The 17,047-nt window shown below is 71.2% G+C and carries 17 protein-coding genes; 10 read left to right on the top strand and 7 right to left on the bottom strand.

The window, feature by feature from the left end:
* Nucleotides 1-35: 35 nt before the first annotated feature.
* Complete coding sequence (locus N1031_RS04855) at nucleotides 36-1,424, bottom strand: flavin monoamine oxidase family protein (protein WP_259478460.1); 1,389 nt, start codon at nucleotides 1,422-1,424, stop codon at nucleotides 36-38.
* A 300-nt stretch (nucleotides 1,425-1,724) separates the two neighbouring features.
* Here N1031_RS04855 and N1031_RS04850 point away from each other — a divergent pair, with 300 nt between their 5' ends.
* The 8 genes from N1031_RS04850 (at nucleotide 1,725) to N1031_RS04815 (ending at nucleotide 9,329) form a co-directional block, all read left to right on the top strand.
* Nucleotides 1,725-2,624, top strand: a complete 900-nt coding sequence (locus N1031_RS04850) for an ABC transporter permease (RefSeq protein ID WP_259478459.1) — start codon at nucleotides 1,725-1,727, stop codon at nucleotides 2,622-2,624.
* Nucleotides 2,624-3,415 (top strand): ABC transporter permease, encoded by a 792-nt coding sequence (locus N1031_RS04845; RefSeq protein ID WP_259478458.1) that lies wholly within the window; start codon nucleotides 2,624-2,626, stop codon nucleotides 3,413-3,415. Before N1031_RS04850 ends, N1031_RS04845 begins: the two co-directional genes overlap by 1 nt.
* A gap of 99 nt (nucleotides 3,416-3,514) precedes the next feature.
* Nucleotides 3,515-4,585 (top strand): ABC transporter substrate-binding protein, encoded by a 1,071-nt coding sequence (locus N1031_RS04840; RefSeq protein WP_259478457.1) that lies wholly within the window; start codon nucleotides 3,515-3,517, stop codon nucleotides 4,583-4,585.
* Between the two features lie 43 nt (nucleotides 4,586-4,628).
* The gene (locus N1031_RS04835; RefSeq protein ID WP_259478456.1) at nucleotides 4,629-5,876 is read left to right on the top strand and encodes an ABC transporter ATP-binding protein; all 1,248 of its coding nucleotides are present in this window, start codon (nucleotides 4,629-4,631) and stop codon (nucleotides 5,874-5,876) included.
* Nucleotides 5,873-6,694, top strand: coding sequence for a carbon-nitrogen hydrolase family protein (locus tag N1031_RS04830; RefSeq protein WP_259478455.1), 822 nt, complete (start codon nucleotides 5,873-5,875; stop codon nucleotides 6,692-6,694). The genes N1031_RS04835 and N1031_RS04830 overlap by 4 nt, the downstream gene beginning before the upstream one ends.
* Nucleotides 6,695-6,764: 70 nt before the next feature.
* On the top strand, nucleotides 6,765-8,195 hold the full coding sequence (locus N1031_RS04825) for an RraA family protein (RefSeq protein ID WP_259478454.1): 1,431 nt from the start codon (nucleotides 6,765-6,767) through the stop codon (nucleotides 8,193-8,195).
* Between the two features lie 67 nt (nucleotides 8,196-8,262).
* Nucleotides 8,263-8,760, top strand: a complete 498-nt coding sequence (locus tag N1031_RS04820; protein WP_259478453.1) for a hypothetical protein — start codon at nucleotides 8,263-8,265, stop codon at nucleotides 8,758-8,760.
* Between the two features lie 50 nt (nucleotides 8,761-8,810).
* Nucleotides 8,811-9,329 carry an Lrp/AsnC family transcriptional regulator gene (locus tag N1031_RS04815; RefSeq protein ID WP_259478452.1) on the top strand — a complete coding sequence of 173 codons (519 nt, stop codon included), beginning with the start codon at nucleotides 8,811-8,813 and terminating at the stop codon, nucleotides 9,327-9,329.
* Here the strand turns inward: N1031_RS04815 and N1031_RS04810 are convergent.
* Nucleotides 9,286-9,801: an Lrp/AsnC family transcriptional regulator gene (locus N1031_RS04810; protein ID WP_259478451.1), complete on the bottom strand. Its 516-nt coding sequence runs from the start codon at nucleotides 9,799-9,801 to the stop codon at nucleotides 9,286-9,288. The genes N1031_RS04815 and N1031_RS04810 overlap by 44 nt on opposite strands.
* A 7-nt stretch (nucleotides 9,802-9,808) precedes the next feature.
* On the bottom strand, nucleotides 9,809-10,048 hold the full coding sequence (locus N1031_RS04805) for a hypothetical protein (RefSeq protein WP_259478450.1): 240 nt from the start codon (nucleotides 10,046-10,048) through the stop codon (nucleotides 9,809-9,811).
* 224 nt (nucleotides 10,049-10,272) lie between these two features.
* Between N1031_RS04805 and N1031_RS04800 the strand changes: the two genes are divergently transcribed.
* Complete coding sequence (locus N1031_RS04800) at nucleotides 10,273-11,532, top strand: LCP family protein (RefSeq protein ID WP_259478449.1); 1,260 nt, start codon at nucleotides 10,273-10,275, stop codon at nucleotides 11,530-11,532.
* A gap of 100 nt (nucleotides 11,533-11,632) precedes the next feature.
* The gene (locus tag N1031_RS04795) at nucleotides 11,633-12,388 is read left to right on the top strand and encodes a DUF4190 domain-containing protein (RefSeq protein WP_259478448.1); all 756 of its coding nucleotides are present in this window, start codon (nucleotides 11,633-11,635) and stop codon (nucleotides 12,386-12,388) included.
* Nucleotides 12,389-12,546: 158 nt separating this feature from the next.
* Here the strand turns inward: N1031_RS04795 and N1031_RS04790 are convergent, their stop codons facing one another.
* The 4 genes from N1031_RS04790 to N1031_RS04775 all read right to left on the bottom strand — a co-directional run bounded on the left by N1031_RS04790 (nucleotide 12,547) and on the right by N1031_RS04775 (nucleotide 17,031).
* Nucleotides 12,547-14,460: a DUF2207 domain-containing protein gene (locus N1031_RS04790; RefSeq protein ID WP_259478447.1), complete on the bottom strand. Its 1,914-nt coding sequence runs from the start codon at nucleotides 14,458-14,460 to the stop codon at nucleotides 12,547-12,549.
* Nucleotides 14,461-14,504: 44 nt separating this feature from the next.
* Nucleotides 14,505-15,548: a septum formation family protein gene (locus N1031_RS04785; RefSeq protein WP_259478446.1), complete on the bottom strand. Its 1,044-nt coding sequence runs from the start codon at nucleotides 15,546-15,548 to the stop codon at nucleotides 14,505-14,507.
* Between the two features lie 10 nt (nucleotides 15,549-15,558).
* On the bottom strand, nucleotides 15,559-16,107 hold the full coding sequence (gene pyrE / locus N1031_RS04780; protein ID WP_259478445.1) for an orotate phosphoribosyltransferase: 549 nt from the start codon (nucleotides 16,105-16,107) through the stop codon (nucleotides 15,559-15,561).
* Nucleotides 16,108-16,170: 63 nt separating this feature from the next.
* A complete protein-coding gene (locus tag N1031_RS04775; RefSeq protein ID WP_259478444.1) occupies nucleotides 16,171-17,031 on the bottom strand; it encodes an SDR family oxidoreductase in 861 nt (286 codons plus the stop codon).
* Nucleotides 17,032-17,047: the final 16 nt, after the last annotated feature.

Genomic DNA, 17,047 nt, shown 5'->3' with positions numbered 1-17,047 from the left:
AGAGGGTCGGATGGGCGGGCGGCTCACGCCCGAGGCTACTGGGCAGCGGGCGACTCCGCGAGGATCTCGGCCGCGAGCCTGGCCCCCACCCGGATCGCGCCGTCGACGTGCTGGTAGCCCTCGGCCGCGAGGTCGCTCGAACCGAAGCGGATCGGCCCGACCGGCTCGAGCTGCAACGCCCCGTAGCGGGTGAGGCCGCCGAGGTCGAAGCTCGCGGCGTAGGCGCCCTGCGTCCACTCCTCCGCGGCCCAGTCGCTCTCGTAGTACACGGTCGGCGACAGCGCCTCGGGCCCGTAGTAGGCGGCGAGCGAGGTGAGGATGCGGCGCTTGCGCTCCTCGGCGGGCAGCCGGAACACCGCATCCGCCTTCTCATCGGAGACGAAGCCCACGAGCGTGCCCTGCTCCTCGCCGAAGTTGGTGTTGTCGTAGGCCTCGTGCACGAGCTGGTAGGGGCTGAACGCGGTGCCCGAGAGCCCCGCCGCACGCCAGAACGGAGTGGGATAGGTGGCGTGCACCTTGATGACGAGGCCGAGCGACTGATGCTGCTGCAGCTGCTGACGCAGACGCGGCAGGTTGGGGGCGTACTCGATGCGGTTGTAGAGGTTCGGCGGCACGGCCACGATCACGTGCCCGGCCGTCACCTCGAGCTCGTCGGTCAGCACCCGAACCGCGCCGGGGGTGCCCGGTGCCGCGGTCTCCGACCACTCGATGCGGCGCACCGGCCGCCCCAGCAGCACGTTCTCGGCACCGACCCTCTCACCGAGCGCGAGCGGCACCTGCTGCAGGCCGCCCACCACGCGCTTGTCGAGGATGAAGTCGGCGTCGACGAGGTGGCTGAAGCTGCCCGCGCTGGCCGCCATGAGCAGCGCCTGCAGCAGCGAGAAGGAGTGCGCGGGCTTGGTGAGCATGGCGTCGGCGATGAACAGCGCGATGTTGTCGCGCGCCTCGGCGTCGTCGCTCTGCTGCTCGAGCCAGAGCGTGAACGAGATGTGGTCGAACTCGGATGCGCGGGGGTGCTCCCAGGGCGCGGCCGGGTCGATCTCGGCCACGAGGCCGTCGAGCACGCCGATGAGTCGCTCGAGCTCGGCCTCGGTGGTCGCCCCGGCGGGGAAGATGTCGCCCGTGAAGCGGTGCGCGGTGCCGTCGGGGCTGACGTACACGCTCTCACCCTCCCGGTACCGCGAGTAGGTGTCGAGGCCCAGTTCGTCGAGCATGTCGATGAGGGCGGTCTGGTCGGGCGACACCCACTGGCCGCCGATCTCGTAGAGCTGGCCGTCGATGTGGTCGGTCCAGAGCCGGCCGCCGATGCGGTCGCGCGCCTCGAGCACCAGCACCGACTTGCCCGCCTGTTGCAGGCGGTGGGCGGCGGTGAGGCCGGTGGCCCCGGCGCCCACGATGACGACATCGCGTTCGATCTTCTCCACGACAACTCTTTTCGTTGTGAAAGCACCCGCGAAACGATGGATGCAGAACCATGATGCCATGTGGACAGCGGATTTCGATAGCTCTGCGAAGTGCGAAAGCCGCTGCGGCCCGTGTTCGCGGGGCACACCCGCCGGCGCGGTCGCCCACCCTGCGAAATGCGCAAGCACGAAACGTGCGCGCCACGGATTTCGAGGCACCCCGCCCCCGCACCGCGCATCCGCGTGCCGCATGATGGACGGCACACCGACCCGCCGGGGCACCCTCCCCTTCCGGCACCACCCACGAACGAGGAACAACCCGTGAACGCATCGACACCCGCGACGAGACGCCGGTTCGCGCCGTCGGCCGCCGGCTACCTGATGCTCGTGCCGGCCGTGGCCGTGATCGTGCTGCTGGTGATCGTGCCCATGCTCGTGATCGCCCGCGACAGCTTCGCCGTGAGCGACCCGCTCGGCGGAAACCTCGGCGGCTTCACCCTCGACAACTACGCCAAGCTCATCGACCCCGTCTACGCCAAGACCCTCGGCTACAGCCTCGGCATGGCCGCGCTCAACGCAGTGGTGTGCACGGTGGTGGGCTACATCGTGGCCTATTACATCGCCACCCGCCCGGCCGGCCGGCAGCCGGTGCTCCTCGTGCTGGTCATCATCCCCTTCCTCACCGACTTCCTGGTGCGCACCTTCGCGTGGATCACGCTGCTCGGTTCGGGCGGACCCTTCATCACGCTCGCCCGGCTGCTCGGCATCGACGCCCAGTCGCTCGTGCCCTCGCAGCTGGCGGTGACCCTCTCACTCCTCTACGCGTTCCTCCCCGTGGCCGTGTTCCCCATCTACGCCTCGATGCGGTCGATCGACCCGTCGCTGCGCGAGGCGGCGGCCGACCTCGGCGCCGGGTGGTGGCAGACCCACGCCCGCGTGTTCGTGCCGCTGTCCGCATCCGGCCTGGCCTCGTCGGTGATGCTCACCTTCGTGCCGTCGCTCGGCGTGTTCGTCATCCCCGTGCTGCTCGGCGGCGGGAAGGACCCGCTCGTGGGGAACCTCATCGTGACCCTGTTCACCGAGTTCCGCAACGAGCCGCTCGGCGCCGCGCTGTCGATGGTGGTGCTCGTGCTCATGCTCGCCTCGGTGGCCGGAGCGGGACTGCTGCTGCGCCGCCGCGCGAAGACCGCGGAGCGCGGGGAGAAGGGGAGCGCCGCCTGATGGACCGCCTGACCTCCTGGATCGCACGACTCGTGTTCGTGTTCCTCTACCTGCCGATCGCCGCACTGATCATCTACTCGTTCAACTCCTCCGAGGTGAGCTACCGGTTCGACGGGTTCACCCTGGGCTGGTACGCCGAGCTGTTCCGCGACGAGATGCTGCTCGACTCGCTGCGCACCAGCGCGGTGGTGGGCCTCATCGCGGCTCTCGCGGCCACCGTGATCGGCTTCCTCACGGCGTTCGCACTGGTGCGGTTCCGGGTGAAGGGGCGCGCGTTCTTCGTGGGGGCCATCCTCATCCCACTGATCGTGCCCGAGATCGTGCTCGGCGTGGCGCTGCTCACGGTGTTCAGCACGGCGAACGTGCCCACGGGCCTTCTCACGCTGGTGCTCGGGCACGTGGTCATCACGCTGCCGCTGGCCACCCTCGTGCTCCTGGGCGCGATGTCGTCGCTCGACCCGAGCCTCTCCGAGGCCGCGACCGATCTCGGGGCGTCGCCCTGGGTCACCTTCCGGCGGGTGCTGTTCCCCCTGCTGCGGCCGAGCATCCTCGCCGCCTTCCTGCTGAGCTTCACCACCTCGTTCTCGAACATCGTCATCTCCACCTTCACCGCCGGCGTCGGCACCACGACGCTCCCGCTGCGCATCTACTCCACGCTGCGCACCGGCCTCACCCCCGAGCTCAACGCGCTCGGCACCCTGCTGGTCGTGGCGACCCTCGGCGTCATCCTCGTCGTGGGCGTCTCGCAGATGCGCCGCATCCTTGCCGGCCCTCAGTCCCCCGGTTCGTAGACCTCCCCCCGCTCCGAACCGGGCCCCGCACCACCCGCACCACTCCCCCTGCTCCACCCCTCCCGCTCCATCCATCATCCCGAACACGAAGGTCCCATCATGAAGAAGACAGCACTGGCCCTCGCGGCCGTGGCCGTGGCCTCCGCCACCGTGCTCACCGCCTGCTCGTCGGGCGACGCCTCCAGCACCGGCGCCGCCGGCGACGGCACGCTCAGCATCTACGCCTGGGCGGGCGAGATCCCCGACTCGGTCATCTCGGGCTTCGAGGAGGAGACCGGCATCCAGGTGACCGTCGACACCTTCGACAGCAACGAGACCATGATCTCCAAGCTCGCCGCCGGCAACTCGGGCTACGACGTGGTCGAGCCCAGCCAGTACGCCGTGCAGCTCATGGTGGAGCGCGACCTCGTGGCCGAGATCGACCAATCGAAGCTCGAGGGCTTCGACAACCTCGCCGAGAAGTTCGTCGACCCCTCGTTCGACCCGGGCAACGCCCACAGCATCCCGTGGGCCTGGGGCACCACCGGCATCCTCTACAACGAGGCCTGCACCGGCCGCGAGATCACCGGCTGGGCCGACATGTGGGACCCGGAGTTCACCGGCAAGGTCTACATGCTCGACAACATGCTCTCGGCCTACATCGCGGGCCTGCAGGTGAACGGCCTCTCCGCCACCACCACCGACCAGGCCGAGATCGAGACCGCGACCGACTCGCTGCTCGAGCAGAAGCCCCTCCTCGGCGGCTACAACAGCACCAACTACGCCGACCTCGTGGGCACCGGCGATGCCTGCATCGCCGAGGCCTACTCGGGCACCACCGCGGCCAAGGCCGTCGAGGCCAACCCCGACGTGCACTACATCATCCCCGAAGAGGGCGGCACGCTCTGGACCGACAGCTTCTCGATCGTGAAGGGCACCTCCAATGAGGATGCGGCCTACCAGTGGCTGAACTACACCCTCCGCCCCGAGGTGGCCGCACTGCTCACCGACGAGGCGTCGCTCGCGTCCACCAACGAGGCCGCACTGCCGCTGGTCGCCGACCAGTCGCAGGTGGAGAACCCCGCCATCTACGCTCCGGCCGACTCGCTCGTGAAGTCGGAGTTCATCGTCGACCCGGGAGACGCGCTGGCGTACTTCCAGGACGGCTGGACCCGGGTGCGCGCCTCCTAGGCACGCCCGTTCCGCGCACATCCGTCCTCTGGAAGGCAGAACCATGAACGAGACCACCGAGTCGCCGGCGGTGAAGCTGATCGGCCTCACCAAGAGCTTCGGAGCCAACACCGTCGTCCAGCCCCTGGACCTCGAGATCGGCCGCAACGAGTTCTTCAGCATCCTGGGCCCCTCGGGATGCGGCAAGACCACTCTCATGCGCATGATCACCGGCTTCGAGACGCCCTCCGGCGGCTCGGTGGAGCTCGACGGCACCAACGTCGACCGGGTGCCCACCAAGTCGCGCGACCTCAACATGCTGTTCCAGAGCTACGCGCTCTTCCCGCACCTCTCGGTGTACGAGAACGTGGCCTTCGAGCTGCGGGTGCGCCGCACGCCGAAGAAGGAGATCGACACCCGGGTGCGCGAGGCGCTCGAGCTCGTGCGGCTCGGGGCGTTCGCCTCGCGGAAGCCGGCCGAGCTCTCGGGCGGTCAGCGCCAGCGCGTGGCGCTCGCCCGCGCCGTCGTGGGCCGCCCCGCGGTGGTGCTGCTCGACGAGCCGCTCGGCGCGCTCGACCAGAAGCTGCGCAAAGAGATGCAGTTCGAGCTCAAGCGCATGCAGCGCGAGGTGGGCATCACCTTCATCTACGTGACGCACGACCAGGAGGAGGCGCTCACCATGAGCGACCGCATCGCGGTCATGAGCGAGGGTCGCGTGCTGCAAGTGGCGTCGCCCACCGAGATCTACGACGCGCCCGTCTCGCGCTTCGTCGCCACCTTCATCGGCTCGTGCAACGTGCTCGACGGGGTGGTGGATGCGCGGGGCGACGGCGTGACGGTGCCCGGCGTCGGGACGTTCCCGGCCGAGGTGCCCGCCGGGTTCGGCCCTGGGACGGGTGTGACCCTCGCCGTACGGCCCGAGAGGGTCGCGCTCGAGGCCCTCACCGGCGACGCACCGGCCGGCTCGGTGCGGGGAACGCTCGTCGAGCGGGTGTTCCTCGGCGACGAGTGGACCTTCCACGTGCGACTCGAGTCGGGTGCGGTGCTCACGGTGAGCGTGCCGAGCGGCGCGACCGCCGCCGAGCTCGGCGCGATTCCCGACGGCGGGGCGGTGGCGCTGTCGTGGGCGGCGTCCGCCGCGCGGGTGCTGCCGCAGGAGGGGGCGCTGCCGTCGGCGGTGGCGGCTTCTGCGCCCGTGGCGCCGTCGGCGCCCGTCGCACCTGTCGCACCGTCGGCATCCGTTCCACCGTCCGCTTCCGCATCCGCATCCGTTCCGCCATCCGCTCCTTCCACCTCCGAGGTCTCCGCATGAACCCCGCGCTCGTCGCCGCCGTGGCGCAGCTCGCCCCCACCACCGACGCCGTCGCGAACCGCGAGACGCTCTCCGCGCTGGCCGCCGAGGCGGCCGGTGCGGGCGCACGGCTCGTCGTCTTCCCCGAGGAGGCCATGCTGCTGGCCGGCGACGTGGAGGGGTCGCTGCGGGAGGTCGTGGAGAACGAGTGGCCCCTCTTCCTCGCCCAGCTCTCGGTGCTCGCGGTGGAGCACGAGCTGTGGATCATCGCCGGCGGCTACGAGCCGAGCGGCAGCGACCGCCCCTACAACACGCTCGTCGTGGTGAACCCGCGCGGCGAGGTCGTCGAGTCGTACCGCAAGCTGCACCTCTACGACGCGTTCTCGTACCGGGAGAGCGACTACGTCACCGGGGGCACCGAACTGCCACCCGTCGTCATGATCGAGGGCGTCGCACTGGGCCTGGTCAATTGCTACGACATCCGCTTCCCCGAGCTCAGCCGCGATCTCGTGGCGCGCGGTGCCGACGTGCTCTCGGTGTCGGCCGCGTGGGTGGCCGGCGCTCGCAAAGAGGAGCACTGGTCGACCCTGGTGAAGGCCAGGGCCATCGAGAACACCTGCTGGGTGCTCGCCTCCTCGTCGTCGTCGCCCGACTGCATCGGCAACAGCCTCGTGGTCGACCCGCTCGGCGTCGAACGCGCCGGGCTCGGCCCCGTGCGGGCCGGGATCGCCCTCGTCGAGCTCTCCCTCGACCGCACCGCCGAGGTGCGCGAGAGCCTGCCCGCGCTGGCGAATCGGCGCCTCCTCTCCACCGTCGAGGTGCAGCCGCTGCCCGCCTGAGCGCTGCCGCCCCGCCCCGCGCTCACCCGACCGCGTGACCACCCAACCCGCACCACCCCGGAGTCCCACCATGCCCTTCCACGCCGGCCCCGCCCCCGAGCCGCTCGACCCCGAGCTGCTCGAGAAGCTCTCCCGCGTCTCGTTCCCCACGCTCGGCCACTACCTCGAGGAGGGGTTCGCCGACTTCGGCATCCGCCGCCTCGCCGGCACCGCTCGCGTGGTCGGCCGCGCCGTCACCGTACGCATCACCGCCCAGGACTCCACCGTGCTGCACCACGCCGCCGGCTGGTGCGAGCCCGGAGACGTGTTCGTCATCGACACCGGCGGCGACACCCGGCACGCGCCCGTCGGCGAGGTGCTCGCCGCCACGCTGGCCCTCCGCGGAGCCGCCGGCGTGATCGTCGACGGCGTGGTGACCGACCTCGACGAGGTGGAGCACTTCGGCCTGCCGGTGTATGCGCGGGGCTCGAGCGTGCTCACCACGAAGCTGCTCTCCGTCGACGCGGGCGGCGTGAACGTGCCCGTCGTGTGCGGCGGGGTGACGGTGTCGCCGGGCGACGTCGTGCTCGCCGACCGCAACGGCGTGTTCTTCGGCACACCCTCCGTCGTGGCCGCGCTCATCGACACCGCGCTCGCCGACGACGCCGAGGAGCCCGACCTGGTCGAGGAGCTGCGCCAAGGCGCCCGCCTGGGCGAGTTGACCGGGGCGTCGGATGCGGTGCGAGGCTTCACGGCCACCGTCCCGGCCGCCGCCACGTCTGCCGCCGCCCGCACCCTCGTGAAGGCCGCGGTGAACGGCGGCCGCACCCGCACCGAGCACCCCTCCATCCCGCTCACCGACGCCGAGATCGCCGACGCGGCACGCGCATCCGTCGCCGCCGGAGCCGACGTGGTGCACGCCCACGTGCGCACCCCCGACGGCGGCCAGACCATCGCGCCCGACGCCGTCGCCGCCATGGTGCGCGCCGTCAAGGCGGCCGACCCGTCGATCGTCGTCGGCACCACCACCGGGCTCTGGACGTGTTCGGGCCACGAGGAGCGCATGCGGCACCTGGCCGCATGGCCGGCCGACGCCCTGCCCGACTTCGCCTCCGTCGCGTTCTCGGAGGAGGGGGCCGCCGAGGCCGCCGAACTCGTGCTCGCCCGCGGCATGGTGCTCGAGAGCGCCGTGTGGCACCTCGACGAGGTGCCCGCCCTGCTCGCGTCGCCGACGCTGCACCGCAACGTGCGCATCCTCATCGAACCCGAGGACGAAGACCCGGCCGAGGCCGTCGCCCACGCCCGCGCCATCGCCGCCGCGGTGCGCGCCGCGGGAGTGACCACACCGCTGCTGTACCACGGCTACGACGCGACCGCCTGGCCGCTCGTGCGAGCCGCGCTCGACGACGGCGCCGAGGTGCGGGTGGGGTTCGAAGACATGCTCACGCTCGACGACGGGTCGTTCGCCCCCGACAACGCCGCGATGGTGGAGCTGGCGCGGCGCCTCGAACAGGGTCGATAGCCTTGCAGTGAACCCGGAGGCGCGACCCGAGCGCCAGGCCGCCACCGCCGCACGAGACGAGGACCCCATGGCAGACTCCAGCGAGGCCGCACTGATCGCCGAGGCCGAAGGGCTGCTCGGCGACGGCGAGAAGGTCGTGGCGGCGGGGCATTTCGGCCTGGCGTCGCTCCGCGGGGCGCACCTGGCAGGCGGCGTGGTGGGCGGCCTCGCGGGCGCGGTGGCGGTCGACGATGTGCTTAGCGGAGCGCTCGGGGCCGGGCTCGGCGGTCTCGCCGCCACCCACTCGGCGGCCGAGGCGCAGGGCGTCACCGTGAAGATGCTCGTCGCCGTCACCGCCGACACCATCCACCTGCTCAACCGCGACACCGGGGGCCGGCTGCAGACGGTGGTCGCGTCGTTCCCGCGGTCGACCACCACCGCGACCGTCTCGAAGGTCGGGCTCAGCCGCATCCTCACCCTCACCGAGCCCGCATCCGGCGCCACCGTCGAGCTGCACGGCTCGGTGTCGTGGCTCTCGGCGCAGTCGGCGGGCGACAAGGTCGTGCTGGGACTGCTCGAGGGCTGACCCGGGCCCGTTGGCTGACCCGGGCCCGTTCCCGCGCGAGAATGGGTGTCGTGGCCGCCGACGATCTGGACCGACGCCTCGTCGAGCTGCTCGGCGAGGACGGCCGGCGCGCCTACACCGACATCGCCTCGATCGTGGGGGTGTCGGAGGCGACCGTGCGGGCGCGCATCCAGAGGCTCACCTCGAACGGCACGCTGCGCATCGTCGCGCTGTGCAACCCGCTCACGCTGGGTCACCAGTCGGTGCGGTTGCTGCTCACCGTGCACGGGCTGAGCCCGCGCAACGTGGCGAAGTCGCTCACCAGCCTGCCGATGATCGGGCATGTGGCGCTCACCTCGGGAGCGCACGACATCTACCTCGAAGCCACCCCGCGCGATCTGGGGCAGCTCGCCGACCTGCTCGACGACATCCGGCGCACCCCGGGGGTGGTGCGCATCGACCAGTTCGTGCTCACGCGGCTGTACAAGGACTACTCGTGGAACGGGCTGCGCGACCAGTCGGGCGAGCGAGCGGTGGGCGGGGCGGTTACGGGCGGCTCACGGAGCCGGCCGACGGATGCGGGCGGGTAGGCCGGCCGACAGGCTCGCGGAAGCCCGACCAGAGGTACTCGTCTTTGATCACCTCGAGCACGGCGGCGGTCTCGAGGGTGTCCACCCCGGTGATCGACCGCACCGTGTCGGCGAGGAAGCTGTTCATGCCGGCCTGGTCGGCGCAGCGCACGTCGGCGCTGAGGTCGTAGGAGCCGATGCACGCCCCCACGTACTTCACCTCGGGAAGGGCGGCGAGCGCCCGCGCCACGTGCTCGACGGTGGCGCCGCGCACGCGGATGGAGAGGTGCGCTTCCACGTAGCCGAGGCGAGTGCTGTTGGGCATGCCCACCACCTGCACCACGCCGAGGGCCAGGAGGCGGTTGTAGCGCTGGCGCACACTGCCCTCGGAGAGGCCGACGTAGCGGGCGATCTGGCCGAAGGAGCGGCGGCCGTCGAGGCGGAGCTGATCGATGATCTTGCGATCGATCACGTCGACGGCCTCGAGCTCCACGGCACCATTAGACCACGGTGCGGCGGGCGGTGGCCGTGGCGCGAGCGGGGGCGCGTCGAGTGCGCACGGTGGCACGGGCGGACACGACGGGCTCGGAGGGCTCGGCAAGCTCAGCGGGTGTCTCGGAGCGGGTCGCCGCAGTCGGGCGGGTGGGCACGCGGCGGTGCCCGTCGCGACGCAGCTCGACGAGGGTGCCGACGATGCCCGCGAGGGCGAGGAGGACGAAGAACACGAGTGCGATGGTCATGGCAGCAACGCTATGAGCATCGCGTTCGCGCCACGAGTGGCAGCACTGCCTGAGTACGTGTAATTTCTGCCAGCCCGAGATGGGGAGACCCGAGGTGGGCCGGCCCGAGACACGTGTCGAGGCTGGGAAAGTGCTCGGTGCCGTGATATGAGCGTCGGCTAGTATCGACCGGCGAAGCGGTGTGCCGACCCGGGGCGCACCGCCCGGCACGGAGGATTCCTGATTTGAGCGAGATCGACGCACGCCCCAGGCGTCACGCGTCAGGCCCCGTGCGTCACGGCCGCCTGCACACGCCCTCGGCCGTCGGCCTCGTGGTGAAGAGCCTCGCCGTGGCGCTCGCCGTCGTGCTGGTGAGCGTGAGCGGTGTCGCCGCCTACGCCATCACGAACCTCGCTCAGCAGGTCAACGAGAACGCCGTCGACATCTCCGGCGGCGAGGTGATCGCGGCCCCTCCGGTTCTCGGGGCGTTCGAGGGCGGCTTCAACCTGCTCGTCATCGGCACCGACAACGACCCCAACCAGGGCGACACCTATGGTGAGCGCGACGCGACGCTGAACGACGTCAACATCCTGCTGCACGTCTCCGCCGACCACAAGAACGCGGTGGTCGTGAGCTTTCCGCGCGACCTCGTCATCGCGCATCCGGAGTGCACCGACCCGCAGACCGGCGAGACCTACGATGCCATGAGCGCGCAGCCGCTCAACGAGGCGTTCAGCCGAGGCGGTCTGGCGTGCGTCAACACCACCATCGAGAGCCTCACGGGCCTCGACATCAACTACGCCGCGGCGACCTCGTTCAACGGCGTGATCGAGATGACCAACGCCGTCGGCGGCGTGCCCGTGTGCCTCGTCGAGCCCATCTTCGACTCGGACTCCGGCCTCGATCTCCCGGCCGGCACCAGCGTCATCCAGGGGCAGATGGCCCTCGCGTTCCTCCGCAACCGTCACGGCGTCGGCGATGGCAGCGACCTCGCGCGCATCGCCTCGCAGCAGCAGTACCTCTCGTCGATGGCGCGCACGCTGAAGAGCGCCGACACGCTCACCGACATCACGAAGCTGTACGGGCTCGCCTCGGCCGCCGCGCAGAACATCCAGCTCTCCACCTCGCTCACGAGCCTCGACTCGATGGTGTCGCTCGCGCTCACCATGAAAGACGTCGATCTCAACAACATCGTGTTCGTGCAGTACCCTGCCCAGGGTGACGCGGACTGGCCGGGCAAGGTCGTGCCGGTGCAGTCGACGGCGGATGCGCTGTTCGCGAAGATCCTCGCCGACCAGCCCTTCACACTTGCCGAGGACTCCACGGGAACGGGCTCGACTGTGGTCGCCGATCCCACCACGGAGACGCCGGATCCGACCACCACGACGGACCCGGCCGATCCCACTGCGACGGATGCGCCCGTGACGTCGGCGCCCGAGGTGCTCGAGGGCGTCACCGGCCAGACCGCGGCCGAGCAGACCTGCGCCAACGCGTTCTGGGGGTAGTGCTCGGGGCACGCGTGGTACCGGGGATTCATCCCGCGGTACCACGCGATGATGCCGGGGTCGGACTCCCCGGCCCGGGCGCCCGCGTAGCGTCGAGGACATGACGAAAGACACCGACACCACCGTCCTCGACGAGGCCGCCCTCGACACGGCCGCCCTCGACACGGCCGCCGCCGACACTGCGGTCCTCAACACCGCCGCCTCCGACATCGCAGCCCACGACGACGCCGTCGCCGATGCCACCCCTGTCGAGGCGAGCGCCGCCGAGGCCGCCTCCACCGTGACCGCGGCGACCGCAACGCCCACACCTGCCGCCACCTACACAGCCGCCGCCACACCCGGAGCCGCACCGTTCGCAACGGCCGCCACACAGTTCGCAGCGGCCCCCGTCACCGCGCCCGCGCCGGCGGCCGCCTTCGCACCCACCGCGACGGTTCTTCCCGCAGCGGTCCCCACGGGTGGATACGGCGTGCCGGCCGGTGCGGGGCAGGGATACTGGACCACGTCCGGCGGGGCTTACGGAGCCCCTCAGGTTCCAGGCGCGGCGTCCGTGCCGCCCGCGGCTCCCACGGCCCCCACGGCTCCCGCACCGCAGTACTACGCGGCTCCGCGGCGCACGAACACGCTCGGGATCATCACCCTCGTGCTCGGCATCCTCGGGTTCGGCGTGGTGCCGGTCATCACCGGCCACATCGCCCTCAACCAGATCAAGCGCACGGGCGAGGAGGGCCGCGGCATCACGCTCGCCGGCCTCATCCTCGGCTACGTCACCGTCGCCGGCTGGCTCGCGATCGCCCTGTTCTGGATCGCCGTCACGGGCGTCGCGGTGCTCGGTTCGGTCGTCGGCGCGGCCTGACGACCACGCGCCCCTCGCTGAGACGAACCTGGCGGGTCATAGCTCCTGTGGAAGCCTGTGGCCCGCCCTGTTCGCCGTGACGAGCAGGGCGCCGACGGTCGGCCCGTCACCCAGCGCGCCGACGCCACGCCCCGTGCGCCCGCAGCGCGGGTCGGGCGTCAGACCCCGCCACCGCCACCGCCACCGCCGCCACCGCCCGACGAACCTCCGCCGCCCGAGAAGCCGCTCGAGCTGCTGGTGGAGCTGCCCGAGAACGCGGATGCGCTCGCCGACGAGAGCGACGACATGCTCGCCGCGAACAGCGCCGAGTTGAAGGTGGTCGATCCTCCGTACCAGTCGGGCTGGCCGCCGAGCGACTCGTAGTAGGTGCCGAGCACCTTGGCCCACTGCGACTCGAGGTCGAGCAGCACAGCGTAGGGCAGCAGCTTCTCGTAGAGCTTCACGACCTGACCCCAGTCGGGCGCATCGACCCCGGTGCGCAGCGCACCCTCGGGGCTCTGCAGCGCCTTGAACCGGTCTTCCTCCGCCCACTCGATGTAGAGCTTGATGCCGAGGATGTAGTCGCGCAGCTCGGCGCCCTTCGCCGTCAGGGGCTGCCGGAAGGCGACCGCCAACACGAACGGCACCATGGCCACCTGCACGACCAGCAGCAGGATGGGCAGGCCGCTGCCCACCCCCGCATCCGCCGACGCCACCCCCGCGATGACCCCCACCACGCCGAGCACGAACACGGCGGCCAGCAGCAGCGAGCCCACCGCTCGCACACCGGTGGAGAAGTAGCCCTCCGAGATCGACCGTTTCTTCGTGGCCTGAACCACCTTGTAGATGGACTTCGACAGAGCTGTGTCTTTCTTCGCGAGCTCCCGCCACGCGCCGGGCTCGAGGCTCTGACCGAACAGCGCCTCCGCGAGCGAACGCTCGTGCGGGTTGAGACCCTGGGCGGTGAGCAGCCGCAACCAGAATGAAGGCGCCTTCGAGAAGAGTCCGCCGCCCTCGTTCTGCTCCACGATCTGCACCTTGTGGCGCACGGCGAAATCCACGAACGACGACGCCGCCGCGCGCGTGGTGCGCTTCATGACCGCCGAGGCGATGAGCAGGTCGGCGCCGGGCGGCGGGGTGTACTCGGCCACCACGACCGGCCTCCCCTTCGCGTCTCTCAGCGCGCTCAACCTGTACAGCAGGGCGAGCACGGCCACGACGAGCGCCAGGCCCACCGAGATCGCCTGCACCCAGCTGCTCCCGAGGGAGAAGTAGGTCATGTCGCGCTCGGTGAAGGTGTGCGGTGCGAAGGCGATTCCGACGGTGACGTTGTCGCCCGCCTCGAGCCCCGACTCCGCCGTGCGGAACACGGCACCCCCGCCCTCGTCGCCCTCCGCCTCGTCGGTGCGCGTGATCTCGCACGCGGTGGTCGAGCCGGACGCGCCGACGAAACACGCCGTGTCTCCCGTGAGCGCCCAGACCAGCTCGGGCGCGACGACGACCGTCGTGGTGTGCTGGTCGAAGGGCTGTCGCCAGAGCGTACCGTTGGTGTCCCAGTAGAACTCGTCGTCGTCGGTGTCGGCGAAGTAGCCGGTGACATCGCGCTGGGTGTAGGTGAGCACGTAGCTCTGCTGGCCGTGCACGTAGTCGTCGCCCGCGATCGTGACGAGGAGGTTCTCGTCGTCGGTCTCGGTCTCGTACTCGCGCGGGACGCCCTGGGCATCCGTCACCGAGACCAGGGTGAGATCGGTGGGATGGCCCTGATAGTCGAGCGGGATGGCTCGTCGGATGCCGCGGTTCTGGTCGGCCTCGGGGAACTGGGCCACGAAGGTCTCGGTGGTGGAGAGAGTGGAGTGGCCCTCCGAGTCGATGCCGAGCTGGTAGACCGCGTCGAACGACGAGAAGCGGAAGTCGTCGACGTCGGTGGTGACGATGGCTCCCGCTGCTTCGATGGCAGAGGCGGGCGCCGCGGACGCCGGAGCCGCCGAACCGGCGACGAACCCGACGGCGCCGAGCGCGGCGACCAGGCCTACCGCGACGCTGCCTGCGATGTGGCGCGCGGCGCGCATCCGTTCTCTGAGGGGAATCCGCATGTGCGTCACTCTACCGGGAGCCACCGACGTTCATGGAGGAATCCTCAGCCGACGGCCGGGACCAGCGAGACCGGCAGCGGCGCACCCGAGTTGCTGCTGAAGAAGCAGAACCAGCGCCGGTCACCGTCGTTCCACGCCGCCTCCAGGGGGTAGGCGGGTTGCCACTGCAGGTCGGCGATCGCGGCCGCCGCCGCGCGGTCGAGGACTGCCGGGTCGGTGCAGAGGAGGTTCATGCGGGAGGCGAGTTCGGCTTCGCCGGGGTAGGTGGTGCCGGGATCGCCGGCGAACAGCCCGGTGGCCACGAGCTGGGCGGTGTGCTCAGAGGCGCAGTCGACGACGGTGAACTCCTCGGCGAACGGAGAGGTGTAGCCGGTCAGGCACTCGCCGCCTGCCAGAGCCGTCCAGGGCTGGAGTCCGGGAGCGGCCGCGGCCGTGGGGACGGTGCCCACCGTCGGTTCAGGTGCCGGCGTCGGCGTGGGGGTAGCGGATGGCGTGGATGCGGGGGGCGAGCTCGTGGGCGACACCGCTGCGGCCGCACCGCCGCCCGTGTCTGCCCACAGCCGCCCGGCCGCGAAGAGTCCGGCGATCAGGACGATCGCGACCGCTCCCGCGGCGATGGCGATCGTCGTCGTGGTGCGACGGGCGCGCATCCGCTCGGGCGGGAGGCGGTGGGTTCCGACGTAGGCGGGATCGCCGTGGCGGGGCACGTGGGTGGCGGCTGCGGGGGATGCGGGGGGCGCGTTCAGGACGGGGTAGGCGGGTGGCTCACCGGGCGCGGCGGAGTCGGACGGCGGGGGTGGTGCGGACGACGCGGAGGGCATGGACGGCGGAGACGAGGACTCCGGCGGTGGGGCCGGCGCCGCTCGGGCGGCCGATCCCGGGGTGGCGCTCGACCCAGGCTGTGCGGTGAGGCCAGCGGGGTCATTCGCGGCGTCGACGCTCTGCATCCCGTCGGGCGGCGTCGGAGGGGTGGGTGGTGCGACCAGGCGCTCGCCCTCATGCAGACGGGCGTCGTCGACCGACGCGTGGCGGCCGCCTCGACCGGGCTCCGCCGGGTCGGCGGGCGGGTCGTCGTGCGGGCCTGTCATTGCTTGTTCGCTACTCGAGCCCCAGGTCGGACAACCCGATGGCGTAGTGGTAGGGGTAGCCGGCCTCTTCGATGCGGGCCCCGGCACCGGTGTTGCGGTCGACGACCACGGCCACGCCGGCGATGATCGCGCCGGCCTTCTCGAGCGCGGCGATCGCGGCCAGCGGGGAGCCGCCGGTGGTGGAGGTGTCTTCGAGCACGATGACGCGCTTGCCCGCGACGTCCGGACCCTCGACCTGACGGCCGCGACCGTGGTCTTTCGGCTCTTTGCGCACGACGAAGGCGTCGTAGCCGAGACCGCGGGCGGCGCCCTGGTGCAGGACGGCCGACGCGATGGGGTCGGCGCCCATGGTGAGGCCGCCGACGGCGGAGACGTCGTGGATGTCGGCGATGAGATCGAGCATCACCTGGCCGATGAGCGGGGCCACACGGTGGTCGAGGGAGACCTTGCGCAGGTCGACGTAGTAGCTCGCCTTCTTGCCGCTGGTGAGGGTGAAGTCGCCGTGGAACACGGCGTCGGACTTGATGTACTCGATCAACTGGCTGCGCGCATCACTCACAGGGCCAGTCTACGGGCGAGGAGCTGCGGATGACTGCTCGGGGCGATGGGTGCCCGCGCCGATTCAGGGGGTGGGGGCAAGGAGGGAGGAGAGGGTGCGGGGCGGGTGACCGGTGAGGTGCTCGACGTCGGGGGTGATGCGGGCGAGCTCGCCGGCGGCGATGGCGGTGTAGGTGCTGACCCAGGCGTCGAGCTGCCAGCGGGGTGCTTCGTAGATGGCGCGGGACGCGTAGGCCTCGGCGACCGTCTCGTCGTGGAAGCGGATGGGACCGCGGCCCCACTCGGCCGTGAGTATGGCGGCGACCCCGGCGAGCGTGAGAGCCTCGGGCCCGGTGAGCTCGTAGGTGGCGCCGAGGTGCGGCGAGGTCTCGGCAGACTCCGCGGCGGCGAGCGAGCGGAGAACGGCGACCGCCGAGTCGGCGACGTCGGCGCGGGCGACCGCCGCGACGCGGCCGGTGCCGGCGGGGCCGCGGATGACGCCGTCCTCGCCCGCGAGCAGGGGGAGGAAGTCGGCGTAGAAGTTGTCGCGCAGGAACGTGAAGCCGACGCCGGACTCGCGGAGCATCTGCTCGGTGGCGAAGTGGTCGCGGGCGAGGGTGAACGTGGCATCGGGGGCAGCCCCCGCGAACGAGGTGTAGACGACGTGCTCGACACCGGCAGCGCGCGCGGCCTCGATGACGGTGCGGTGCTGCTCCAGACGGTCGGCGCTCTCAGCACCCGACACGAGGAACAGGAGATCGACGCCCACCAGGGCCCGCTCCATGGCGGCACGGTCTCCGTACGACCCCACGGCGACCGCCGCCCCGGGCAGCGCCGGAGCCCGCCCGGCATCGCGCACGATCAGCCGAAGCTCATGCCCGGCTTCGGCGAGCAGCCGCGCCACCCGCCCGCCGACAGCACCCGAGGCACCCGTGATTCCGATCATGCAGCCATCCTCGCGC

The organism is Herbiconiux moechotypicola, assembly GCF_024979255.1.
In the GTDB taxonomy this organism is placed as follows: domain Bacteria; phylum Actinomycetota; class Actinomycetes; order Actinomycetales; family Microbacteriaceae; genus Herbiconiux; species Herbiconiux moechotypicola.
Note: the sequence above shows the minus strand (reverse complement) of the source record. Positions and strands in the feature narration are given on the sequence as shown.